Origin of the sequence: Gallibacterium trehalosifermentans, assembly GCF_042433055.1 — a bacterium.
GTDB lineage: Bacteria > Pseudomonadota > Gammaproteobacteria > Enterobacterales > Pasteurellaceae > Gallibacterium > Gallibacterium trehalosifermentans.
In genome coordinates this window covers 44873-70194 of the sequence record NZ_JBHLWB010000005.1, presented here as the reverse complement: position 1 = coordinate 70194, position 25322 = coordinate 44873, and the positions used below count along the sequence as shown (strand labels likewise).

Annotated in this window: 27 protein-coding genes; 7 read left to right on the top strand and 20 right to left on the bottom strand. The window is 36.8% G+C overall.

Annotation, left to right across the window (positions count from 1 at the left end; all coding sequences use genetic code 11):
• Positions 1-41 precede the first annotated feature (41 nt).
• Positions 42-383: a DUF496 family protein gene (locus ACFFHK_RS05960; RefSeq protein ID WP_382370531.1), complete on the bottom strand. Its 342-nt coding sequence runs from the start codon at positions 381-383 to the stop codon at positions 42-44.
• 204 nt (positions 384-587) lie between these two features.
• Between ACFFHK_RS05960 and serC the strand changes: the two genes are divergently transcribed.
• Genes serC through aroA form a run of 3 tightly spaced genes read left to right on the top strand, consistent with a single transcriptional unit; the run spans position 588 to position 4135 of the window.
• Positions 588-1682: a 3-phosphoserine/phosphohydroxythreonine transaminase gene (serC, locus tag ACFFHK_RS05955; protein ID WP_382370529.1), complete on the top strand. Its 1095-nt coding sequence runs from the start codon at positions 588-590 to the stop codon at positions 1680-1682.
• A 22-nt stretch (positions 1683-1704) separates the two neighbouring features.
• Entirely contained in the window at positions 1705-2802 is a 1098-nt protein-coding gene (gene hisC / locus ACFFHK_RS05950) for a histidinol-phosphate transaminase (RefSeq protein WP_382370527.1), read from the top strand.
• Positions 2803-2830: 28 nt separating this feature from the next.
• A complete protein-coding gene (gene aroA, locus ACFFHK_RS05945) occupies positions 2831-4135 on the top strand; it encodes a 3-phosphoshikimate 1-carboxyvinyltransferase (protein WP_382370525.1) in 1305 nt (434 codons plus the stop codon).
• A 68-nt stretch (positions 4136-4203) separates the two neighbouring features.
• On the opposite strand, the gene ACFFHK_RS05940 is transcribed toward aroA, so the two are convergent.
• The 5 genes from ACFFHK_RS05940 to ACFFHK_RS05920 all read right to left on the bottom strand — a co-directional run bounded on the left by ACFFHK_RS05940 (position 4204) and on the right by ACFFHK_RS05920 (position 8644).
• Positions 4204-5034, bottom strand: a complete 831-nt coding sequence (locus ACFFHK_RS05940; RefSeq protein ID WP_382370523.1) for a PI-PLC domain-containing protein — start codon at positions 5032-5034, stop codon at positions 4204-4206.
• 3 nt (positions 5035-5037) lie between these two features.
• The gene (locus ACFFHK_RS05935) at positions 5038-6393 is read right to left on the bottom strand and encodes an MFS transporter (RefSeq protein WP_382370521.1); all 1356 of its coding nucleotides are present in this window, start codon (positions 6391-6393) and stop codon (positions 5038-5040) included.
• 94 nt (positions 6394-6487) lie between these two features.
• Complete coding sequence (locus ACFFHK_RS05930; protein ID WP_382370519.1) at positions 6488-7831, bottom strand: MFS transporter; 1344 nt, start codon at positions 7829-7831, stop codon at positions 6488-6490.
• Between the two features lie 16 nt (positions 7832-7847).
• Positions 7848-8372, bottom strand: a complete 525-nt coding sequence (locus tag ACFFHK_RS05925) for an inositol monophosphatase family protein (RefSeq protein WP_382370611.1) — start codon at positions 8370-8372, stop codon at positions 7848-7850.
• Complete coding sequence (locus tag ACFFHK_RS05920) at positions 8348-8644, bottom strand: inositol monophosphatase family protein (protein WP_382370517.1); 297 nt, start codon at positions 8642-8644, stop codon at positions 8348-8350. The genes ACFFHK_RS05925 and ACFFHK_RS05920 overlap by 25 nt, the downstream gene beginning before the upstream one ends.
• Before the next feature lie 350 nt (positions 8645-8994).
• Here ACFFHK_RS05920 and hemA point away from each other — a divergent pair, with 350 nt between their 5' ends.
• Together hemA and gloA2 are read left to right on the top strand one after the other, a co-directional pair.
• Positions 8995-10314 (top strand): glutamyl-tRNA reductase, encoded by a 1320-nt coding sequence (gene hemA, locus ACFFHK_RS05915; protein WP_382370516.1) that lies wholly within the window; start codon positions 8995-8997, stop codon positions 10312-10314.
• A gap of 3 nt (positions 10315-10317) precedes the next feature.
• Positions 10318-10728 (top strand): SMU1112c/YaeR family gloxylase I-like metalloprotein, encoded by a 411-nt coding sequence (gene gloA2 / locus ACFFHK_RS05910; protein WP_382370514.1) that lies wholly within the window; start codon positions 10318-10320, stop codon positions 10726-10728.
• 62 nt (positions 10729-10790) lie between these two features.
• Here gloA2 and pal read toward each other — a convergent pair whose 3' ends face one another.
• From pal to ACFFHK_RS05860, 10 genes are all read right to left on the bottom strand, one after another.
• Positions 10791-11240 carry a peptidoglycan-associated lipoprotein Pal gene (gene pal / locus ACFFHK_RS05905; RefSeq protein WP_382370512.1) on the bottom strand — a complete coding sequence of 150 codons (450 nt, stop codon included), beginning with the start codon at positions 11238-11240 and terminating at the stop codon, positions 10791-10793.
• A gap of 9 nt (positions 11241-11249) precedes the next feature.
• Entirely contained in the window at positions 11250-12512 is a 1263-nt protein-coding gene (tolB, locus tag ACFFHK_RS05900) for a Tol-Pal system beta propeller repeat protein TolB (RefSeq protein WP_382370609.1), read from the bottom strand.
• Positions 12513-12574: 62 nt separating this feature from the next.
• Positions 12575-13696, bottom strand: coding sequence for a cell envelope integrity protein TolA (tolA, locus tag ACFFHK_RS05895; RefSeq protein ID WP_382370510.1), 1122 nt, complete (start codon positions 13694-13696; stop codon positions 12575-12577).
• Positions 13697-13714: 18 nt separating this feature from the next.
• A complete protein-coding gene (gene tolR, locus ACFFHK_RS05890; RefSeq protein WP_382370508.1) occupies positions 13715-14140 on the bottom strand; it encodes a colicin uptake protein TolR in 426 nt (141 codons plus the stop codon).
• A gap of 30 nt (positions 14141-14170) precedes the next feature.
• Positions 14171-14860 (bottom strand): protein TolQ, encoded by a 690-nt coding sequence (gene tolQ / locus ACFFHK_RS05885; RefSeq protein ID WP_382370506.1) that lies wholly within the window; start codon positions 14858-14860, stop codon positions 14171-14173.
• A 21-nt stretch (positions 14861-14881) separates the two neighbouring features.
• Positions 14882-15292, bottom strand: a complete 411-nt coding sequence (gene ybgC / locus ACFFHK_RS05880; protein ID WP_382370504.1) for a tol-pal system-associated acyl-CoA thioesterase — start codon at positions 15290-15292, stop codon at positions 14882-14884.
• 100 nt (positions 15293-15392) lie between these two features.
• Positions 15393-15677, bottom strand: coding sequence for a cyd operon protein YbgE (ybgE, locus tag ACFFHK_RS05875; RefSeq protein WP_382370502.1), 285 nt, complete (start codon positions 15675-15677; stop codon positions 15393-15395).
• Between the two features lie 9 nt (positions 15678-15686).
• Positions 15687-15785 (bottom strand): cytochrome bd oxidase small subunit, CydX/CbdX family, encoded by a 99-nt coding sequence (locus ACFFHK_RS05870; protein ID WP_156536708.1) that lies wholly within the window; start codon positions 15783-15785, stop codon positions 15687-15689.
• 11 nt (positions 15786-15796) lie between these two features.
• Entirely contained in the window at positions 15797-16933 is a 1137-nt protein-coding gene (cydB, locus tag ACFFHK_RS05865) for a cytochrome d ubiquinol oxidase subunit II (RefSeq protein ID WP_382370500.1), read from the bottom strand.
• A gap of 18 nt (positions 16934-16951) precedes the next feature.
• Complete coding sequence (locus ACFFHK_RS05860; protein ID WP_382370498.1) at positions 16952-18502, bottom strand: cytochrome ubiquinol oxidase subunit I; 1551 nt, start codon at positions 18500-18502, stop codon at positions 16952-16954.
• 467 nt (positions 18503-18969) lie between these two features.
• On the opposite strand from ACFFHK_RS05860, the gene ACFFHK_RS05855 reads away from it, so the two are divergent.
• Entirely contained in the window at positions 18970-19257 is a 288-nt protein-coding gene (locus ACFFHK_RS05855) for a DUF5339 domain-containing protein (RefSeq protein WP_382370496.1), read from the top strand.
• 188 nt (positions 19258-19445) lie between these two features.
• On the opposite strand, the gene rpsO is transcribed toward ACFFHK_RS05855, so the two are convergent.
• From rpsO to ACFFHK_RS05835, 4 genes are all read right to left on the bottom strand, one after another.
• Positions 19446-19715 (bottom strand): 30S ribosomal protein S15, encoded by a 270-nt coding sequence (gene rpsO, locus ACFFHK_RS05850; RefSeq protein ID WP_382370494.1) that lies wholly within the window; start codon positions 19713-19715, stop codon positions 19446-19448.
• A 117-nt stretch (positions 19716-19832) separates the two neighbouring features.
• A complete protein-coding gene (gene parC, locus ACFFHK_RS05845) occupies positions 19833-22127 on the bottom strand; it encodes a DNA topoisomerase IV subunit A (protein ID WP_382370492.1) in 2295 nt (764 codons plus the stop codon).
• 23 nt (positions 22128-22150) lie between these two features.
• Entirely contained in the window at positions 22151-24061 is a 1911-nt protein-coding gene (parE, locus tag ACFFHK_RS05840; RefSeq protein ID WP_382370490.1) for a DNA topoisomerase IV subunit B, read from the bottom strand.
• 80 nt (positions 24062-24141) lie between these two features.
• Positions 24142-24864, bottom strand: coding sequence for a YwiC-like family protein (locus ACFFHK_RS05835; protein ID WP_382370488.1), 723 nt, complete (start codon positions 24862-24864; stop codon positions 24142-24144).
• 80 nt (positions 24865-24944) lie between these two features.
• Between ACFFHK_RS05835 and ACFFHK_RS05830 the strand changes: the two genes are divergently transcribed.
• Entirely contained in the window at positions 24945-25298 is a 354-nt protein-coding gene (locus ACFFHK_RS05830; RefSeq protein ID WP_382370486.1) for a RidA family protein, read from the top strand.
• Positions 25299-25322: the final 24 nt, after the last annotated feature.

Here is a 25322-nt window from a genome sequence, read left to right as displayed (position 1 = left end):
AAGGGTCGATTTTTCGACCCTTTTTTTCTTCAACTAATAAATTATTTGTCTTTTTTTAACATTTCAGCGTGTAATTTTGCTTGTTCTTTCATTACCTTACTAATTTCTTTACGCTGTTTCGAAGCTTCTGCGTTACGAATCATATAATCATCAACACGCGACTCATAATCTTCACGCATATTAGCAATAATCGCACGTATATCTGCCACAGACATATTATCTGTAATATATTGATTTAAGTTATCTAACAATAACACACGCTTTTGATTGTCCCGAATTTTACGATCATTATCTGCAATATCACGCAAAAGTTTATTCTTCTGACGATACATACGCACATACTCCAACACATCTTCAAAACATTTTTTATTTACATTTTCCATAATAATACTCTCTGTGTAATAAACGAAATTCTGTTGCTTACTGTAACGGTTTTTTCGAGTATCGTCAAAAAGATATCAGCCTTTTTTCTTAAGATATAAAGACAAGTGATAATAATTAACAAACTGTGTAGAAAGCCGTTGATAATTCATTTCGCTAGTGTTAAAACTAGATAAATTTTGACGAATAAAATAAAGAAGGTAGATATGACAGAAGTTTTTAATTTCAGCGCTGGTCCAGCTATGATGCCAAAAGAAGTCTTACAACGAGCCCAAGCAGAATTACTCGATTGGGAGTCTTTAGGTACTTCAGTAATGGAAGTGAGTCATCGTGGCGCTAACTTTATGGCTTTAGCTAAACGTTCTATCGAAGATTTGCGTAAACTCTTCAATATTCCAGACAATTATCAAATTCTCTTTGCCCAAGGTGGTGCAAGAGGTCAATTTGCTGCAATTCCAATGAACTTACTTTCAGAAAAGGGTAAAGCTCTCTATTTGACCAGTGGGCATTGGTCAAGTGCAGCTGCAAAAGAAGCAAAATTATTCGGAAATGTAGATGAGATCAATATCTTAACTGAACAAAATGGCAAAACAGGCATAAAAGATCTCGACTTCAGTGAAATTGCTGATCAATATGACTATGTGCATTACTGTCCAAACGAAACCATTAGTGGTATCGAAATTTTTGATATACCAAATGTTGGCAATGCAACATTAATTGCAGATATGTCTTCAAATATTCTTTCTCGTCCGATTGACATTAGTAAATTTGGTATGATTTATGCTGGCGCCCAAAAAAATATGGGACCATCAGGCATTACATTAATTATTATTCGTGATGATTTAATTGGTAAAGCGCGCCGTAGTACGCCATCTGTTTGGAATTATCAAATTTTGCGTGATCACGACTCAATGTTTAATACACCACCAACTTTTGCTTGGTATCTCTGCTCACTTGTCTTTGAGCATCTCTTAGCGAATGGTGGTATTGAAAATGTTGAGCTGAAAAATCGTGCCAAAGCAGAATTACTCTATAACTATATCGATCAAAGTTCGTTCTATCACAATAATGTTATGGAAGACAATCGCTCATTAATGAATGTTACCTTTACCACTGGTAATAATGAATTAAACGCCAAATTTGTTAGTGAAGCAAATGCAGCAGGTTTACGGGCGTTAAAAGGACATAAAGTATTAGGTGGAATGCGTGCTTCAATTTATAACGCTATGCCACTTGCAGGTGTTGAAGCCTTAATTGAATTTATGAAAAAATTTGCCCAAGAAAATCAACAAGATCAATAATTTAATTTTTACAGGAATTACTATGAAATTTTTAGATGTCGCCAATCCTGGTGTAAAACAACTCTCACCTTATCAAGCAGGTAAACCTACCGAAGAATTAGAACGAGAATTAGGTATTCACAATATAGTTAAATTAGCCTCTAATGAAAATCCTTTTGGATTATCTGAAAGCGCAAAACAAGCAATTTTAGCCGAGCTTAATCAACTTACTCGTTATCCAGACTCTAATGGTTTTTATTTCAAACAAGCTGTTGCACAAAAATTTAACCTAGATCCTGCTCAAATTACTTTAGGTAATGGCTCAAATGATTTATTAGAATTGATTGCCCATACTTTTGTCAGTGAAGGTGATGAAGTCATTTTTTCACAATATGCCTTTATCGTTTATCCATTAGTTACCCAAGCAATTAATGCAAAAGCGGTTGTTATTCCTGCTAAAAATTGGGGCCACGATTTAGGTGCATTTCTTGCCCACATTACAAATAAAACAAAATTAATCTATATTGCTAACCCTAATAACCCAACAGGAACTTTTCTAACCACAGATGAAATTGAGCAATTCTTAGCCAAAGTACCAGCCAATATTATTGTAGTGTTAGATGAGGCTTATACTGAATTTACTAATGAACAAGAACGTGTTCCATCGTTCGCATTGCAACAAAAATATGCAAATTTAGTCGTATGCCGTACTTTATCTAAAGCATATGGCTTAGCTGGTTTACGCATTGGTTATGCTGTTTCTAATCCAGAAATTGCGGATTTATTTAATCGTGTACGTCAACCTTTTAACTGTAATAGTCTTGCTCTTGCTGCTGCAACGGCTGTGATCAATGATGAAGCATTCTTACAAAAAGTCGCTGAAAATAATCACCAAGGTATGCAACAACTGATCAACTTCTTTGAGCAACAAGGATTAGATTACATTCCCTCAAAAGGCAATTTTATTACCGTTGATTTAAAACAACCAGCCCAACCTATCTATAATGCTCTGTTACATAAAGGGGTGATTGTACGCCCTATTGCAGGTTATGGTATGCCAAACCATTTACGGGTTAGCATTGGATTACCTGAAGAAAATCAAGCCTTTATCAACGCTTTGACTGAAGTTTTAGCCAATTAATCGCTGACCAGAGGATATTTACTGTTTTATGAATTCTATTACCCTTAATCCAATTACCCGTATCGAGGGAGAAATTACCTTACCCGGTTCAAAAAGTTTATCGAATCGAGCGTTATTACTTGCCGCACTAGCAAAAGGTACGACAACAATTACCAATCTTTTAGATAGTGATGATGTCCGTCATATGTTAAATGCTTTACACGCACTAGGAGTGCATTATCAATTATCTGAGGATAAAACAACCTGTCAAATAACGGGTAATAATGGAGCATTTCATTGGCAAAATGGTCTTAGTTTATTTTTGGGCAATGCAGGGACAGCAATGCGCCCATTAACTGCAGCACTTTGTTTAGCCGCTCCCACAGGTGAAAAAAGCGAAATCGTCCTGACTGGCGAGCCTCGTATGAAAGAACGCCCAATCAAAGATTTAGTTGATGCATTGCAACAAATGGGAGCAGAAATTGATTATTTAGAACAAGAGGGCTATCCCCCATTAGCGATTCGTAATGCAGGATTAAAAGGAGGAAAAGTTGAAATTAGCGGCGCAATTTCATCACAATTCCTAACAGCATTATTAATGGCTGCACCGCTTGCACCACAAGATAGTGAAATCCATATTGTGGGCGACTTAGTTTCTAAACCTTACATTGATATTACGCTTAAAATGATGAAAATTTTTGGTGTTAATGTATCGCACCAAAACTACCAAGTTTTCTATGTGGCTGGTGGTCAACATTATATTTCACCTACCCATTTTATGGTGGAAGGTGATGCTTCATCTGCCTCTTATTTCTTAGCTGCCGCTGCGATTAAAGGTAAAATCAAAGTTAAAGGTATTGGTAAACAAAGTATCCAAGGCGATAAATTATTTGTTGATGTCCTCGAAAAAATGGGAGCAAACGTTCACTGGGCAGATGATTATGTTGAAGTGGAACACGGTGAACTGCATGGCATTGATATGGATATGAATCATATCCCTGACGCTGCGATGACGATTGCTACGACGGCATTATTTGCACAAGGTGAAACAGTCATTCGTAATATCTATAATTGGCGTGTTAAAGAAACCGATCGACTGACTGCGATGGCAACAGAACTGCGTAAAGTCGGCGCAGAAGTAGAAGAAGGTGAAGATTTTCTACGTGTACAACCATTAGCTTTAACACAATTTAAACACGCAGATATTGCAACTTATAATGATCATCGAATGGCAATGTGTTTTGCCTTAATCGCTTTATCCGATACATCTGTTACTATTCTAGAACCTGAATGTACTGCAAAAACATTCCCAACTTTCTTTGACGAATTCACTAAAATTGCAGTAAATTCTTAATTTTTAAAGAAAACACGCTATTAAACATAGCGTGTTTTTTTCTTGTAATTATTACCCAGAATATAACATTAACGACAAAAGTTATGCTTTATCACTGCTGTTGCAATTTCTTCAGTAATAAAATCATAAATTTGCACACCACAAATATCTTGTTTTTCCATCTCTTGCCATAATTGTAAGGTCTGCGGATTAAGAATTTCTGCATAAGCATCAGGATAACCTAACACCCCATTAGTCGCACTAATATGATTGAGAAATAATTTTTCTGGTTCTACTGCTGAAGAACTAACATTTTGTCTAATTGCATTAAATTTATCTGTTACAACAGGTGCATTCCAATCATCTTGCAATACAATTTTTGTATTATTATGCCAAGGTAATGCCCATTGTTGCTGATTTAACCAATAAGTTTGCATTGTTGATGGTGAACATTCCAATGCAACAATTTTCCCAGCAACAGCTGATAAACAAGGAAAAGTAAAACTTTTATCATCAACTCTCCAATGATAAAAATACTCCTGATATTGTTCGATTACACTCCATAATGCTAGTTTATACTGATCAAAATCGTCTTTTTGTTCATTAGCGTTTTGCACTCTAATAAACACAAATTCTTTTGGATGTTGTTTTAAAAAATAAATAAGTGAATCAAAGATGTTTTTTGCACTAATATCACTAATCCATTCTCGATGTGCTGCTACCATTTCTTTCCGCAAACGTAAATCAAAAAAACGCACACCAATTTGCAACTGATCCTCTAATGATAACATCTGTGTTTTATAATATCGCTGCTGACAAGATGCTGTCATCGCATCATGTGTACCTGGAATAAATAGACGATTAATCGGTATATCTGGTTGGCATTCAGCCAACCAATTAGTTAATAAAATAGTCTGCATAATTTATCCATTCTTTTGTTTTAGCTTTAACATTAAATGCGACATTAATGCAGCAACTAAAGCCAAAATAGCTAACCCAATAAAGGCATAAGCCAAAATATGAGTATCCGTCAAAAATTGTTTTGTGATATTCCCTGCACTATCTTTTTCTGGTGAAGTAACTAAACCGCCCAAAACAGCTGGTGCTATTAATGCTGGGAAATAACCTACTGTAATCGCAAAAGACATTGCTGATGATGAATGTTTCTTCGGCACATTAAACTCACCAATTGGTGCATAATATACACCACGAATCATAAAAATAATTGCAGAACATACCAACATCAAAACAACTAATAGCCAGAACATCGTAGAAGAGATTAAATTTATTGGTGGTGCATCTGGTGCGTACTCTTGTACTTCTGGATGATTACTAAAGAAAATAAATGCAATCAATCCTAAAATAATCGCCAATAAAATTTCAAAAGTACGCATAAAATGCATGGTAGATTTGAAGACTTTTTCCACCAAAATAGTGGAAACAAGCGGTAACATTCTTAGTGCAATTACTGTTGTCGCAAAAACGGCTGCCACCACCGCTGTTGTTCCATAACCAGCTTGCAAATATCTTGCAAAATAAGTTCCTGCAGCAATAAAAGAACCATAGATACAAAACACATTAATACCAACTAACCAAACAATAGGTAATTTAGCAACTTGTCCTATCCCTTTGATAGCTTCAATTGTAGAAGATACCCGAGTATCATCATCACCTACTTTTTGATCTTTTGGTACTGCAAAATACACCACTAATCCTGTTACAATGATTAAAATACAGCTTGTCGCCATCATTGTATGAGCAGTAAACTTCATCGCTAGCATTACTGTCCATAATAAAGACACTAAAAATGCTAATAAACCTCGTCCAAATTCAAAGAAGCCAAATACTGCACCTTGATGCTCTGCTGTCGTAGAAATTCGCAACGCTTTAAAGTTTGCTGGTTTAAATAAGACCTCACTAAAAAATAGCATTGAGAAAAAACATGCCAATAAAACTGGCATACTTAATCCTGGCGAGTTTAATGTTAAGAAAAGTGAAATTGCTCCAACACCAACAGTTGATATCAACATAATATTCCGAATAGAAAAGCGATCTCCTACCCAACCTAATGCAATTGTTCCCACAATAATCACTAAACCTTGCATTGAGTATAATTGCCCCGCTTGAGCATCTGTTACCCCTAATGCTGCAGGGAAGCCACCTGGTACACTATTTCGAATATCCCAAAACGCATAAATTAATTGAGCATTAATAGTGATTAAAATAATTTGGAAAAAGATTAATGGTGTTAAACCGTATTTATTTAGAAAACTTTTCATAGATATACCTATTGGATTATAAGGACTTTTACTAATAACAAGTAAAAGTCTGAAATAAGATAATAAGGATATATTGCTATATCCTTATAATTAACTAATTAGTACGTTCTTTCTTTTCTTGAAAAACAACCAAAATGGCAAATAAAAATGCAGCGACGACTGACATAAAATCAGCACCAATCCAGAAATAAGAAAGGCTTTCAAAATCATAGACTTTTGTGCCATTCACAATTGTGGTTGTTTTATCAATCATAAATCCAGTTAAAAATTCTCCTAAGGAAGCACCTGCATAACCAAATAATCCCATCATACCAAGAGCGATACCTGATGCCGATTTATGCGATACATCTGTTGCTAATAATCCCCCTAAGAAACATAACTGGATACCTAAAGTAATACCAAATACAGATAGTGCAATGATGGAAAACCATGCATTACCTTGCGGAGCAAATAGGAATGCAGCAAGAGAGAGAGTATTCAACAACGCCACAACAACTGTCATCATATTACGTTTTCCTTTTAAGAAACGATCTGACAGCCACCCTGAAACGATTGTCCCTAAAATACCAACAATACTATTTACACTGATAATACTTGCCGCTTCGACAGTCGTATAACCTTTACCATTTTCAAGGAAAAACACTCCCCAACTATTCACGCCATAACGACTAATGTACATACAACAAGAAGCAACCGCTAATAACCAAATCGCAGGATTCTTAATAACAGCCCATTGGTGTTTTAAAACCTCTTTGTTATCAAGTTTTTCTCCCTCATTTTTCATATGAATAATTGGTTTAAAGCCTAGGCTTGCAGGTGAATCTTTCATCCACATCACGGCAATGAGCATACCTAATAAACCTACTACACCTGAAAAAGCAAAACCTAAACGCCAACCAAAATAAGAAATGACTGCTGCCGTAACAACAAAAGTAATTCCTTCACCAACGTTATGTGCAACCGACCAATAACCATAATAAGAACCTCTTTCTTTGTCATCATACCAACGAGAAAGGGCAACCACACAAGGACCAACGCCCATGGATTGGAACCAGCCATTAACGCCCCAAATGACAGCTAATACTATTGCACTTGTATTTAATCCCATTGCAAAATTACAAACAGCGGAAATAAATAAACCAAAGGAGAGAAAGCGCATAATATTGGAATAGTCTGCAAGTGCACTATTCACAAATTTACCTACAGCGTAAGTAACAAAAATTGCTGCGCCGATGATACCTAGTTCCGTTGGTGTAACAATGCCCTCTTTGACTAATACTGGTTTCGCCACATTAAAAGATAAACGACACACATAAAATGTTGCATAGGCAATCGAAAATGCCCAGAAGCTTTTCCAACGTACTGATTTAAAAGCATTATCAGATAAGTTTTTTAATGGAATTGCTGGTGCAGCCGAAAAGAAATTAAAAATAGACATAGATCCCTCTCTTGAGTCATAAAGTTCTCATTAAATCGAGTTGTTGATAAATGTGTTGATTCGCTGCTGCCAAGACAAAATTCCCTTGCAACAATCCATCATTTGCTAAAATATTATTTGCCGCACCGCCAGCCTCACGAACCAATAACATTCCTGCTGCACTATCCCAGCAGTTCATATGAGGTTCGTAATAAGCAAGTAATCTCCCTGCGGCAACTTGAGCTAAACTAAGTGCGCCAGAACCATTGCGTACATACATACCGCCATCTGTTAAGAGTTGATGTAAGAAAGGTAAAATACTGTTCGGCGGAACTCGATGAGAGACACCTAATCCAACTAAACCATCGGTTACATTCTCTGCTGGACTTAATGTCTGAATAGGGGTGTTGTTTAAATAAGCGCCTGCGCCTAATTGCGCGTGAAATAATTCATTATGAAGAGGGTCAAAGACAATGCCGATAACAATTTCATTTTTATGTAATACCGCTATCGAAATACACCAAGCATGTAATCCATTTAAGAAAGGGCTAGTTCCATCGATTGGATCGATAATCCAACAAAACTCACTACCCCCCCCCGCTCATAGCCAAACTCTTCGCCAAGAAAGCCGTCGGCTGGGAACTTTTCAGCGATTGCTTGACGAAGCATTGTTTCTACAGACTTGTCTGCCACACTGACCTGATCTTGCTTATCGCCTTTTTTACATTCAATAACTAATTCATTTCTATTGAGATAATAGGATAAAGCGATATTCCCTGCTTGTTTAACAAGCTCAATAGAGAATGTATAACGATTTTGGATATTTTTATTCATAATATCCCTCCTAAGAATAAATAGTTTAAATTTATTGCCAATAAAGCTAGCAACATTAAGAATATTATGATTTTAATTTACATTTAAAAAGAATATTTTTTCAAAACTGAGATGCCGATCAAATATTTATTTCAAATTAAATCTTCTTTTTAAGAATTATTTAAAAGAAAAATATCTTTCATATAATAAAATCTCACCACTTTATTTATTACTATAAAGAGGTATCTTTTCCGTTCAGATCAAAAAAATTTAGTCTTTTGTTTGCGACTTGTTAGCAGATTATTTAAACTTTTATGGTTTTATTTTTATTATGTGGAAAAGCGAAGTCTTCGCTAGTATAAGAGTGATTTATGGCAATTTTGGTGTTAGGTATTAACCATAAAACAGCGACAGTCGCATTACGCGAAAAGGTCGCTTTTAATGATGAAAAACGTCAAATTGCACTACAGCAATTACAATCCGAATTAGCAGAAAGTGCAGTTATCATTTCAACTTGTAATCGAACTGAAATCTATCTACATCAGCGTCAAATTTCTCCACTTGAAAGCAGTGAACAAAACCTGCAATGGGTCGAAAATATTAAGCTATGGTTTGCACAATTACATCAATTAACCTTAGATGAATTACAATCTGCATTATATATTCAGCAAAACCAACAATGTGTAACACATTTAATGCGAGTAGCTTGTGGGCTTGATTCACTTATCTTAGGTGAGCCTCAAATTCTAGGACAAGTAAAACAAGCATACCAATTCAGTGAAATCTTTTATCAACAACAGAATACTGTTATTTCTACTGAATTATCTCGTTTGTTCCAAAAAACATTCTCTACAGCAAAACGTGTTCGTACCGAAACTGAAATCGGTGGAAATGCTGTTTCTGTAGCATATGCAGCGTGTAGTTTAGCAAGACAGATTTTTGATTCATTCAAACGCTTACGTATTTTATTAGTGGGAGCAGGTGAAACTATTGAATTAGTTAGTCGCCATCTTCTCCAGCACGGTGCTAAACATATTATGATTGCTAACCGTACGGTAGCAAATGCTCAAACCTTAGCTGAACGTGTTGGTGGGCAAATAGATGTACTTTCATTGGATCAATTACAAGAAGGCTTAAATCTAGCAGATATTGTTATCTCTTCTACTGGTAGCTCAGAGATTTTAATCACCGAACAAATGGTGAAATCTGCACAAAAACAACGCAGATTCGATCCAATGTTAATTGTTGATATTGCAGTTCCTCGTGATGTTGAAGAGAGCGTCAATAAATTAGAGTCAGTTTATCATTACAGCGTAGATGATTTACAAAATATTATTCAGCACAATATACAACAACGAGAAAATGCCTCTTTAGCTGCAGAAGCGATTATTACTGAAGAATGTGCTGATTTCTTTTTGTGGTTAAAACTACATCAATCATCTAATTTAATAAAAACATATCGCCAACAAGCAGAACAGATTCGTCTAGAATTACTCGATAAAGCGATGCTTTCCCTACAACAAGGCGTTGATAGCGAAAAAATATTACAGGAACTAAGCTATAAGTTGATGAATCGTTTATTGCACACACCAACACAGGTCATGCAGGAACTGGTTAAATCGGGTGAAACCACTGGCTTACAACTATTTTCTCGTTCGTTAGGACTAGAAGAACAAGATAAACAGGAGTAATGAATGTCATCTCCCTTTATTGGTTTCCACCATATTGCCTTAATCGTATCCAATTATGAGGTTTCCAAACATTTCTATGTCAATATTCTTGGCGCAAAAATTATTGCAGAAACTTATCGTGAGGATCGTGATAGTTATAAATTAGATTTGCGCTTTGCTGATCATAGTCAGATCGAATTATTTTCTTTTCCAACTCCACCCACTAGGGTAACCAATCCTGAAGCCTGTGGATTAAGACATTTGGCATTTAAAGTAGAAAATATTGATGCTACAATTGAATATCTTAAACAGCACCAAGTAGTGTGTGAGCCAGTAAGGATAGATAAGTTGACTGGTAAACAATTCACATTTTTCAAAGATCCTGATGGTTTACCACTAGAATTGTATCAATGGAATACTGAAAACACCCCATAAAATCATAAAAAAGAAAGCCTCTAAAAAGAGGCTTTCCAAAAGAATAACTAAAAACGTTCGAATTAGTATGCTAATACTGCACGACGATCTTTAGCGTAGTCAGCTTCACTATGACCTAATACAGCTGGTTTTTCTTCACCATAAGAAATAGTTGATAATTGACCTGCTTGAACACCTTTACCAGCTAAGTAGTTTTTAACTGCATCAGCACGACGTTGACCTAATGCAATATTATATTCTGGAGTACCACGTGGGTCAGTATGACCTTCAACTTGTACTTTAGCAGAAGAATCTGTTAAGTATTGTGCGTGTGCATCTAATAATTGCGCATATTCTGGTTGGATATCGTATTTATCGAAACCAAAATATACTGTGTTATAGCGTTGTTGTAATTCTTGAGCAGTCATATTACCGTATAGTTTGCCTTGATCAGCTGATTTATCTGAGCTACTACAAGCTGCTAACGCTAATACTGGTGCTGCAACCATTAATACTTTAGTTAATTTTTTCATTTTATTCTCCTAATTTTGAGTTAAATATGGCGACCAAGCAGGGAATTTAATTTGCCCACCCCCTGAACCAGGTAACCTTGCTTTGAAGCGTCCATCTGAGGACACTAATTGTAACACCTTGCTTACACCTTGTGTAGAACTATAAATTATCATCGTTCCATTTGGTGCAAAACTTGGGCTTTCATCTAGGAAAGTTGAAGTTAGTGCAGTAATACTTCCACTTTCTAAATCTTTTTTCACCAATTTATTACCATTAACCATTACAATTTCTTGACCATCTGGCGACATTTCTCCGCTATAACTATTGCCAGGAGGGCTGATTAATGTCGCACCACCCCCATTTGCTCCCATCATATAAACTGCAGGAGCACCGCCTCTATCTGAAGTAAAGATAATTGAGGTACCATCAGATGACCAACTTGGCTCAGTATTATTACCACTACCACTGGTCAATTTAGTAGGTGAACCACCTCCTGCGTCCATTACATAAATGTTTAATACACCATCTTCACTAGAAGCGAAAGCAATGCGAGAACCATCTGGTGAAAAAGACGGTGCCCCATTATGTCCTGGTAATGATGCAATAATTTTGCGTGATTTACTAGCAAGATCTTGTAAGACTAATAAAGATTTTCTATTTTCAAATACACTATACGCAAGTTTCTTACCATCAGCCGACCAAGCTGGCGACATAATTGGCTGTGAACTACGAAATACATTAAAAGCATTATATCCATCATAATCTGATACTTGTAAATCATAAGAACCAGAATTATTTTGAATAACATAAGCAATTCTTGTTCTGAATGCCCCACGGATACCCGTCAACTTCTCAAAAACTTGATCACTTACCGTATGAGCTCCCCAACGAATCCACTGTTTCGTAACAGTATAAGAATTTTGTGCTAATACCGCCCCAGGTGTCCCAGAAGCCCCCACGGTATCAACTAATTGATAAGAGATATTAAAACTACCATTTACTGGCGTAACTTGCCCAACGACAATCGCATCAATACCTAATGCTGACCAAGCCTGAACATTTACTTCTCCCACAGCAGTAGGTTGCTGTGGCATTCTATCAACTGGAATTGGATTGAATTTACCACTAAAACGCAAATCAGATGAAATAATGTCCGCAATATCTGCAGGTGGTGTACCTGGAGCATTCCATTTAAAAGGTACAACTGCGATAGGTCTTGCACTATCAACTCCCTCATCAATAACAATGCGTACTTCAGCTAATGCTTGCGCTGTTTGCATTATTAGACACATTACACCTAATATCCATGTATAAATAATTTTTTTCATCATAAGGATTCTCTTCCTATGCATAACTATTTTAATTTAAAGTCAATTATTGGCTTTTGATATTTTCTATATACTGCATCAGATGGCGGTGCAGGTACTTTCTTTGTTCGAGCTACCGCACTTAATGCCGAAGTACAAATATCATCTGATCCAGAAACTTTATGATAGTTCAAAATTGTTCCATCACGTGCTAACTCTATCTGCACTGTACAAACTTTATTCGAAAAACTCGTATCTTTCAACCAACGACGTTGAATTTCGCGTTTAATAACTGCTGTATATTGATCGCCTACGACATCACCTTCACCAGCACCTCCACCGCCACTTGATCCCTCAGATCCTTTACGACTTTGATTGCTACCTTTACTACTGCTTCCACCACCAATATCACCGCTATTAAGGAAATCATCTAACGCATTTTGTTGCGCTAAACGTTGTGCTTTTGCTTCCGCATCTGCTTTTGCTTTGGCTGCCGCTTTCGCCTCTGCCGCTGCTTTAGCCTTCGCTTTTGCTTCTGCGGCTGCCTTTTCCGCTTTTTCTTTCGCCTCTTTTTCTGCTTTCGCTTTTGCCTCTGCGGCGGCCTTTTCAGCTTTTTCTTTCGCCTCTTTTTCTGCTTTCGCTTTTGCCTCTGCGGTGGCCTTTTCAGCTTTTTCTTTCGCCTCTTTTTCTGCCTTCGCTTTTGCCTCTGCGGCGGCTTTTTCCGCTTTTTCTTTCGCCTCTTTTTCTGCCTTCGCTTTTGCTTCTACAGCTGCCTTTTCAGCCTTTACTTTCGCCTCTTTTTCTGCTTTCGCTTTTGCCTCTGCGGCGGCTTTTTCTGCTTTTTCTTTCGCTTCCTCAGCAGCTTTTTGTGCTTCTTGACGCTCTTTCTCTGCTAGTTCCTTACTTTGTTGCTCTCTTTCTTGCTCTGCAATGGCTTGTTTAGATGGTGGATTACCTTTTTTCTCTTGTTGTAATCTACCCCATTCTTGAGCTGCAACACCTGTATCAACCATTATTGCACCTAATACCTCACCATTTCCTTCGCCGCCACCCATTGGTCTAACTTCTTCCAGTCTAGAACCAACAAATAACAACATAAAAAGCAAAATATGCAGGAAAATTGAAATCAAAACGGCTTTTTTGAATTTCTGTTGCTGATTATATTGCACAATTTTGTCCTAATTCTCTTATAATGGATTAGTCATCAAACCAACACTTTTTATCCCTGCTGTATGCAATAAATTTAGCCCTTTAATAATTTCTTCATATGGCGCATTCTTTGCCCCTCCAACTAAAAATAATGTAGTATTATCTTTGTCAAAAGCCTCTTTTGCCATTTGAACAACCATTTCTTCAGTTAAATTTTCATTTCGCACACCATCAATAGAAAGTGTATATTGACTAGTTCCATTGACTTCTAAAATAACAGGTGTTTTATCTTCATTTGAAACCGTTTGACTATCAGTAGAATCAGGTAAATCAACCTGTACACTCTGACTAATAATCGGTGCAGTAGCCATAAAAATTAATAACAAAACCAACAATACATCAAGAAATGGAACAATATTGATCTCTGATTTAATTGAATGATTTTGACGACGACGGTATTGCATAGTGTCCTCTTTGTTTTATGACTTCATCAGTTAGTTATGCAAATTATTTTGACCAAATACTTTGCGGTGCAGAATTGTCGTAAATTCATCAATAAAATTTGCATAATTTTGTTCAAGTTTATTAACTCTTAAACTTAAACGGTTATATGCCATTACTGCTGGAATCGCTGCAAAAAGCCCTATTGCAGTTGCAATTAGCGCTTCTGCAATCCCAGGCGCAACCATCTGTAATGTTGCTTGTTTTACACTACTTAATGCCATAAATGCGTGCATAATTCCCCATACTGTACCAAATAACCCAATATATGGACTCACTGATGCAACTGTCGCTAAGAATGGCACAGTATTTTCTACATCTTCAATTTCACGGTTCATTGCTAAGTGCATTGCTCTTGAACTACCTTGTAAAATAGATTCTGAAGCATTTGGATTAGCCTGTTTTAAGCGAGAAAACTCTTTATAACCAACGAAGAAAATTTGTTCACTACCAGATAAGCCATCACGACGATTAGATAACCCCTCATAAATTTTGGTTAAATCTTCACCGGACCAGAAGCGCTCTTCAAATTTTACTGATTGTTTCAACGCATGAGATAAAATTTTGCTTCTTTGCAGAATAATTGCCCAAGAGATAATTGAGAATAGGATCAAAATTGAGATCACTATCTGAACAACAATACTTGCCTTGATAAATAAATCGAAAAAATTCAATTCAGACATTTAACACTCCATAACTGCCAATTACGGCTTTTCATATTTGAGTAAAGTTTTTATTCCTTGAGGGATAGCGGTGGGTTTCATGTGAGTTATTTTTACGCAAGCAATGCTAACATTTGCCGAACAATAAAGTTGGTCGCCTTTAGTCAACTTTTGTGTAAAAATCAAACTGGCATTTTTAACTTCAACTAAGGTCGTTTCGACGGTCAATAAATCGTCTAAGCGAGCTGGGTAGCGGAAATCAAGTTCCATCTTTTTAACAACAAAAGCAATATCCTGCTGTTGAATAAGTTCATTTTGAGAGGCACCTTTTTCTCTCAAGAATTCTGTTCTAGCTCGTTCAAAAAAATGAAGATAGCGAGCATGATACACAACACCACCCGCATCTGTATCTTCATAATAGATGCGAATTGGGAAAATAGAGCGGTTATTCATTACTTTGCTATCTGTTTTCTCTATAACAAAAAAGTTTCGCTATTCTAATGAACGTCAATATTAACTGCAATAGGACATCAATAATTTTTTTCTTTTTACACTAAAAATAAATTATGCCTAACGCTATCACTGCCATGAAATAAGCTAGTAGAGGTAAAAACAGTAATTTCCAGATCGCACTATAAATTTCTAACCCAATACCGTGAATCCACAATGTCGCTACACTCCAAAAAATAAGTAAAGTATAAATTGGTGAAATGCCTCCTAAATTTAAGGCAAAAACTTCTGTGTGGGTAAAAATAGAAACGGTTAATACAATAGCGAGTATGAATGAAAGGGCCCGCAACGAGCCCTTATTTGTTAATTGATAAAGTGATCGAATCATATTGCTTGATTACTCATCAAATTTTCCAGTTTTTTCAATACTGATATTAATAATTGCAGTAAGACAAACTGCTAACAATACGCCCAAAACCCAAGTTACATAAAACATATTTTTTCTCCTTAGTATAATGAGTGTTTGTTATTTTCGATAAAGCTTTCATCGATACGACCAAACATCTTGATGTATGACCAAATAGTGTAGCTTAATAAGATCACAACAAATACAAGTGCAAAACCTAACATTAATGTTAACGTTAATTTACTTGAACTTGAATCCCACACTAATAAGCTCATTTCTGGGTGTGTAATTGATGGCATTAAGAATGGGAACATTGAAACGCCACAAGTTAAAATAATGCCTGCCATTGTCAATGATGAAAAGAAGAAGGCAAATCCAGAACGATCAGCTTTAGAAAATACAATATTTAATAACGCAGAAACGACAGCTAATACTGGTAAAACCCAAAGTATTGGCATTTCTTTATAGTTATTGAACCAGGCACCTGTTTGTACCGCTACTTCTTTACCAAATGGCGAAGTTGGTGCATTGTGATCAACAACACTCGTTACGACAAAACCATCTTTGAAAAGCAACCAAACACCCGCTAATACGAAAGTTACTAAAGTTACTATCGCACCAACTTGAGAAATTACACGTGCACGATTACGTAAATCTGCAGTCGTTTTCATTTGTAACCACGCTGCACCTTGTGTAGTCAACATAGCTAAACTTAACACACCACAGAGAAGGGCAAATGGATTTAATAATTCAAAGAAAGTACCAGTATATTTTACTTGAACGATTGAAGTAAATTCAAAAGGCACACCTTGTAATAAATTACCAAATGCTACACCGAATACAAGTGAAGGGACAAATCCACCTACAAATAATCCCCAATCCCAAGCTTTACGCCAAGTTGGATTATTAATTTTCGCACGATATTCCAAACCTACTGGACGGAAGAATAACGCTGCTAAAACTAAAATCATAGCAATATAAAAACCTGAGAATGATGTCGCATAAATAAGCGGGAATGCAGCAAACATTGCACCACCCGCAGTTAATAACCAAACTTGGTTACCGTCCCAGTGAGGCGCAATAGAGTTAATCATAATGCGTTTTTCCACTTCTCGTTTACCTGCGAAAGGTAGAAGTGTTAATACGCCCATGTCAAATCCATCAGTAACTGCAAATCCAATAAGCAACACACCTAAGAGGATCCACCACACAAATCGTAGAAATTCATAATCAATCATGATTTAGGCTCCTGCTTATTATTTAGTTGATTGTTCAAAATAGTAACGGCCAGTTTTTAATGAACTTGGGCCAAGGCGGCTATATTTAAACATGAGATACATTTCAGCAATTAAGAAAATGGTATAGAGTAAGCAGATTAACCCAATGGAGAACCAAAGATCTCCTGTTGTTAACGCAGAATTTGCAACGCCTACAGGTAACACTTCATAAATTGCCCACGGTTGTCTTCCGTATTCAGCTAAGAACCAGCCAGCTTCGATCCCAACCCATGGAAGAGGAATACCATACAGTAATGCTTTAAGTAAGAATTTATTTGATCCCACTGTTTTTCTTACATTAGCAATCATTGCCCAAACAAGAAGAATCAGCAATAAGCCTCCTGCTAACATCATAATACGGAATGACCAGAATGTAGGACCTACATCAGGAATGGTATCCGCAGCAGCCTGTTTTATTTGAGCCTCAGTTGCATCAACAACATTGTCGGTATAACGTTTAAGCAATAAACCATAACCAAGATCTTTTTCTACTGCTTTAAATTGGGCAATCGTATCAGGATCTTTCTGACCTGAACGGAGTTTTTCTAGTAAACCATATGCGGTCATACCATTACGCACTCGCTCTTCATTTTGAATACGCAATTCATTTAAACCAGTAATTTCTTTATCTAATGAACGAGTTGCAATAATACCTGCTGCATAAGGAATTTGTAATGCAAATTCATTACGCCCCTCTTTTGAATTTGGCACAATCGCAATATTCCAAGCTGCAGGTGCAGGCTCAGTGTCCCACTCTCCTTCCATTGCCGCTAATTTTGTTGGCTGAGCTTGACCAATTTCATAACCAGATTCATCTCCCATAATTAACACAGATAAAACTGCAATGAAACCAAAAGTCGCACCCACTGAGAATGAACGTTTAGCAAATCCTAAATCACGTCCTTTTAAGAGATAGTATGAACTAACACCTAATACAAATACCGCTCCGCAAACATAGCCAGCAGATAAAGTATGTAAGAATTTAGTTTGTGCTGCAGGGTTTAACCAAAGGTCAAGGAAACTTGTCATTTCCATTCGCATGGTTTCAAAATTAAACTCTGCACCTCGTGGATCTTGCATCCAACCATTAGCCACGAGAATCCACATTGCAGAAAGATTTGAACCGAAAGCAACACAGTAAGTTGTTAACAAGTGTTTTGCTTTTGTGAGTCGATCCCAACCAAAGAAGAATAAACCAACAAATGTAGATTCTAAGAAGAATGCAAGCAACGCTTCGATAGCTAATGGAGCTCCGAAAATATCACCTACATAGTGTGAATAATAAGACCAGTTAGTACCAAATTGGAATTCCATTGTAATTCCTGTGGTTACCCCTAGAGCAAAGTTAATACCAAATAACTTACCCCAGAACTTAGTCATATCTTTATATACCTCTTTCCCCGTCGTTACATAAATGGTTTCCATTATTACAAGAATAAATGAAAGACCTAATGTAAGCGGTACGAAAATAAAGTGGTATAAAGCAGTTAATGCAAACTGCAATCTCGAGAGTTCAACGACGTCTAACATCTCAATTAACCTCTTGTACCTAATACAAGTTCCAAATAAAGATTACAAATTTGTAATCACCCCACATAGCTATCAATTAATTTCAAAAATTAATTAGCTTTTTGATATCAAACTCAGACAAAGATATGATTTATTTCTCATCAGAAATAAAGGATAACTCTAACCGTTCAATACATCTTTTATTTTACTCCTAAAAAGGAGGTATATGGAACCTTAAAAATTTTAAATTGATCACAAAATAGCTATTAAAATCAAAAAAATAAATTTAAAAGTTCTATGCCTATTTGATGAAAATCAAATTTCATTATTTTGAAACATTTTATTAACAATATTTTTTGTAATTTCTCATCTACTCAACACATTTTTAGGCGGAAATTTTGTTTCAGCTAGACAAAAAGATCTTTTTTTGTTATTTTTTCAGTCCATTTTTTCAACAATTAATACAAACTTTTCTAGTTGGCTTTTATATGTTTAAAACCGTTTTTTTAGCAGCTGTTACTCTCTTATTTTTCTCATTTAATACGTTTTCCGCCTCTACTAATCTTCCTACTCAATGTCAACAGCTCTTTAAACAAACTGATGACTTAATCGCTGAAGCAGAAAAACAACCAGGCACTCACCCTCAATTAGCCAATATCAAAAATACTCTTTCTGAGAGTAAGCAAAAAATTCTACAAATGAGTATTGAATATCAAATCAAAAGTTGTGATAAAGGCTTAATTGCTCTAAATACATTAAAAAGCAAAGATGAATAATTTAGTTATCCTTCTTTTTATATAACGTATCCGTTTTGAACGCTTAAAATGGGTACAAAGTATATTTTCCTTTCTATATAAGCATATTCATATATCTATTTTGAGGCAAAATTAACACCTTGTTCTTCAACTAAAAAAATAGCCCTAAAACAAATTTGCTTTAGGGCTATCTAAGAATAGTGTAAAAATTAGCGACGTAAACCTAAACGGCTAATTAAGTTAGAATAGCTTTCTAAATTAGTACGTCTTAAATAATCTAATAATTTACGACGGCGTGAAACCATACCTAATAAACCACGACGACCGTGATGGTCTTTTTTATGCACTGAAAAGTGTCCTTGTAAGTGGTTAATTTGTGCAGTTAATAATGCAATTTGTACTTCTGATGAACCAGTATCTTTTGCATCACGACCAAATTCAGCAACGATTTTTGTTTTTGCTTCAGTACTTAGAGACATAATAAACTCCTAAAAAGTTAAGTTAACAATACATCAATAGCCGATCTCTAATCCAGCTATGACAAGAGCTGAGCATTTTACCTGTTCTGCTACAGAATGGCAAAATATTTTCATTCATTATTCACTGGTTAACGTGAACTCCTCTACTGTGATAGCAGACTGTTGCACTTTAGGAGCAACAATCTCTACTTCTGTATTAAATTGCACACCTCGTGGCAAAGCTGCTCCACGGCGACCACGTTCGCCACGATAGTTTTCTAACTCTTCTGCTGTTAAGGTTACTTTTCGTTTTCCTGCACGGAAAATCAAACTGCTACCCGCATCAATTAAGAAAACTCTCGCTAATAACTCTTCTCGGGATTTTGCTTTCGCCGCAGGAATATTAATAATTTTGTTCCCTTTTCCTTTTGCCAATTCAGGTAATTCACTTAATTGGAACACTAACATTCTATTGGCGGTGGTTATCGCCACTAACAAAGAGGCTTTATTTTCCACCACCACTGGTGGCAATACTTTCGCATTTTCAGGTAACGAAATACTTGCTTTCCCTGCTTTATTGCGAGAAACCAAATCTTCCACTTGGCATACAAACCCATATCCCGCATCAGACGCAAGCAAAATAGCCTGATCGGCTTTACTCATCAGTAATTGTTCAATCGTTGCCCCAGCTGGTAAGGTTAATTTTCCTGTGATAGGTTCACCTTGGGAACGAGCAGATGGTAGAGATAATGCATCTAAGCTATAGCTACGTCCTGTACTATCAAAGAAAATCACTGGTTGGTTTGAACGTCCATAAACGTGCGCTAAATATTTATCACCTGCTTTATAACTCAATGAAACTGGATCAATATCATGCCCTTTTGCACAACGTATCCACCCCATTTCAGAAAGAATAACGGTAACAGGCTCTACTGGCGTTAACGCACTTTCTGCTAGCGCTTTGGCTTCTTCACGTTCCACAATTTTTGAACGGCGAGGGCTAGCAAAGGTTTTCGCATCTTGCTCAATTTCTTGCTTAATTAATTGATTCAAATTCTCAGCAGAAGAAAGAATATTTTCTAACTGTTGCCGCTCTTCAGCTAATTGTTGCTGCTCTGCTTTTAATTCTGTTTCTTCTAATTTTGCCAAATGACGCAAACGTAAATTCAGAATGGCTTCCGCTTGCTCCTCTGATAAGGCAAAACGTGCCATTAAGACCTGTTTTGGTTCGTCTTCATGGCGAATTATCTCAATGACCTCATCAATATTTAAAAAAGCAATTAATAAGCCATCTAAAATATGTAAACGAGCTAGCACCTTGTCTAAACGATATTGCAAGCGGCGAGTTACCGTTTGACGGCGGAACGTGAGCCATTCTGTTAAAATCGTATAAAGATCTTTCACAGCTGGTTTACGATCTAAGCCAATCATATTCATATTGACACGATAGCTTTTCTCTAAATCTGTGGTAGCAAATAAATGTGCCATTAATTCATCTTCATTTACTCGATTAGAACGTGGCACAATCACAATCCGAGTTGGATTTTCATGATCAGATTCATCTTTGATATCATCTACCATTGGCAATTTTTTGTTACGCATTTGCGTGGCAATTTGCTCAATAATTTTCGCCCCAGAGGCTTGATAAGGAATGGCAGTAATAACAATTTCCCCCTCTTCTTTTTTCCAAACCGCCCGCATTTTTAACGAACCTTTGCCTTGGGTATAGATTTTTTTCAAATCATCTGCTGGGGAAATAATTTCTGCTTCCGTTGGAAAATCAGGGGCTTTGACAATATTTAACAGCTCATGAATCGTTGCGTCAGGTTTATCTAATAACAGAATCAATGCCTTCGCAATTTCATTAATATTATGCGGTGGAATATCTGTTGCCATTCCTACGGCAATCCCCGTTGTTCCATTAAGTAAAATATGAGGCAAACGTGCAGGTAAATATTGCGGTTCATCGATCGTACCATCAAAATTTGGTTGATAATCCACCGTTCCTTGCCCCAATTCAGATAATAGTAATTCAGAAATTTTCGATAAACGTGATTCGGTATAACGCATTGCCGCAAAGGATTTTGGATCGTCTGGTGCGCCCCAGTTTCCTTGTCCATCAACTAATGGATAACGGTAAGAAAAAGGTTGTGCCATCAATACCATTGCTTCATAACAAGCGGTATCACCATGTGGGTGAAATTTACCCAATACATCACCAACCGTACGTGCAGATTTTTTATATTTCGCTGTTGCATTCAATCCTAATTCTGACATCGCATAAATAATACGGCGCTGTACAGGTTTTAAGCCATCACCAATAAATGGCAAAGCACGATCCATAATCACATACATTGAATAATTGAGGTAAGCATTCTCCGTAAAATGCCCGATTGGCATCTGCTCAACCCCTTCATAATTAATTGTGGTCATTATTTTCTCTCTATTATTCGACTCTATACACTCAGTTGAGCATGATCACCTTTTTCTTGTAACCAATTTTTACGATCATCTGCTCGTTTTTTCGCTAATAACATATCTAAAATTTCAAAGGTGTGATCTTGTTGCTCTCCCTCTACAGCAGTGGGTTGATAGACCAGTTGTACCAAACGGCGAGTATTCGGATCCATTGTTGTTTCACGTAATTGTAATGGGTTCATTTCCCCTAGCCCTTTGAAACGTTGTACATTAGCTTTACCGCGTTTACTTTGTAAGCGTTCTAAAATCGCCTCTTTTTCTCCCTCATCAAGGGCATAATAAACTTCTTTGCCTAAATCAATACGATAAAGTGGTGGCATTGCCACATAAACGTGTCCCTCTTCCACCAATTTCGGGAAATGACGTAAAAATAATGCACACAATAATGTCGCAATATGCAAGCCGTCTGAGTCCGCATCTGCAAGAATACACACCTTACCATAACGTAATTGTGAAAGGTCATCTGAATCAGGATCAATCCCTAATGCCACGGCAATATCGTGAATCTCTTGCGAACCCAACACTTGATCAGCCGCCACTTCCCAAGTATTTAAAATCTTACCGCGCAATGGCAAAATCGCTTGATATTCTCGATCTCGTGCTTGTTTTGCTGAGCCACCAGCAGAATCCCCCTCCACCAAGAACAATTCTGTGCGTGAGAGATCTTGTTGGGTACAATCGGCTAATTTGCCCGGAAGTGCGGGACCACTAACTAATTTTTTACGCACCACTTTTTTGGCACTGCGTAAACGACGTTGTGCAGAGGCAATCGCCATTTCGGCTAATTGTTCAGCTTGTTGCACATTTTGGTTTAACCAAAGGCTAAAACTATCTTTGACAACACCACTCACAAACACCGCACTTTGTCGTGAAGATAAACGTTCTTTGGTTTGCCCTGCAAATTGTGGATCTTGCATTTTTAATGAAAGGATATAAGCACAACGCTCCCAAAGGTCATCGGCAGTTAGTTTCACACCTCGAGGTAATAAATTGCGGAATTCACAAAACTCTCGCATCGCGTCTAATAAACCTTGACGCAATCCATTCACGTGTGTTCCACCCAATGACGTTGGGATTAAATTGACATAACTTTCACCAACAATATTCCCTCCCTCAGGTAACCAAAATAATGCCCAACTTACCGCTTCAGTGGAGGCTTTAAATTCACCAATAAATGGTTTTTCTGGAACAGTTTCTACACCATCAATCGCTTCCAATAAATAATCTGATAAGCCATCTTGGTAACACCAGATATCTTCGGTTTGATTAACTTTATCAACAAATTTGATTTCTAAACCAGGACAGAGAACGGCTTTAGCTCGCAATAAATGACGCAAACGGGAGGCAGAAAATTTTGCTGAATCAAAATATTTAGGATTAGGTAAAAACTTCACGGTTGTACCAGTGGTTCTTCTACCACAGCTACCAATAACAGTTAGATCTTCAATTTTTTTACCATCGGCAAACGCGATATGATAAACCTCTCCATTACGCTTAACAGTTACATCAACGCGTGCAGACAGCGCGTTTACTACTGAAATTCCTACACCGTGCAACCCACCAGAAAACTGATAATTTTTATTAGAAAATTTCCCACCTGCGTGCAGTTTCGTTAAGATGAGCTCTACCCCCGAGATGTTTTCCACAGGGTGAATATCAACAGGCATACCACGCCCATTATCAATAACTTCTAAGGATTGATCAGGATAGAGAATAACCTCTATTTTGCTTGCGTGCCCAGCTAAAGCCTCATCTACACTATTATCAATGACTTCTTGACCTAAATGGTTTGGTCTAGCGGTGTCTGTATACATTCCCGGGCGCAACTGTACTGGCTCGAGATCTTTTAGAACGGTAATATCGTTAGCGTTATAAATCTCTTGACTCATTGTTCTAAGCTACTTTAAATCACAAAGGGCTAGATTCTAGCATTTTTTTGTTAGTGAACAAAGATAGGCAAAAAGCCAAATCAGTTCATTCCTGTTGCACAATACAACATTACTAAAAAATAGAATGAAACAGCAAACTCGATTAAACCAATCTGTTTCACTGATAATTTCTGCTGTGGTAACACTACTGCTCTTATCAACGGTAGCAAAAAAGCAATACTCAATAAAATATTTGATAGCCCTAAGGGGAATAACACGCAAAGAAAATGAAAAATACAAGACACATAATAGTATTTAGGATTCTTGCGCTCACGCATGGCACTTTTAACATAGAGCGTTGTGCCGATAAAAAAGAGACTTGGATACAAGGCAACTTCAATTATATGGTAATCCCATTGCGATTGCGGGAAATAATAAGCACACATACCTGCGAGCGCAAAAATAATAATCGCAGCAAAATCATTGAGAAACGCACGCTCATTTTTTGTTTTGGAGTAATAAATATTGATAAGGACAAATGGCAACATGGCGACTAAAAAATAGAGAATAGTCGGGTTATACCAAATTGCAGGTAACGCAAATAATAAACTTATCCCTCCGTAAACCAATGTCCAACGCCAATACATTGCTAAATTACGCCCTTTAAATAAAGCTAAAAACGGATAAGTCATTAAATACAACGAAAACCACGCCAAAAGTAAACTCAAATGTAATACGATCGGTGTTGATAGTAATACCCCATAACAAAAAGGCAATAATGCCATCACAATCGCCCCATGTTGATTAGAAATTAATAGTTTCATTTTTCGACCTAACAGTTGATAATAGCAAACAATTTTAACTTGAATCTCGCTAATGAGATATAACTTTTAAGGAGTGCTTTATGCGCGAAATTAAACGGATTGATGCAGGCGATCGCCTATCGGAAGCCACGATTCATAGTGGTATCATTTACTTAGCTGGGCAAGTTCCAGAAGATACTTCATTAGATGCCTATGGGCAAACAAAACAAGTTTTACAACTCATTGATAATTTATTAGCGCAAAGCCAATCTGATAAATCGCGTATTTTACGTGCGGAAATTTTCCTAGCAGATATGCAAGATTATGCAGCAATGAATCAGGCATGGGACGAATGGGTTATTGCAGGTTCAGCGCCCGCTCGTGCAACTGTTGAAGCTAAACTGGCTAATCCAGATTGGAAAGTTGAAATTGTGATTACGGCTGCATGCCAATAATCCTTTTCTGATACCAGAATAAGT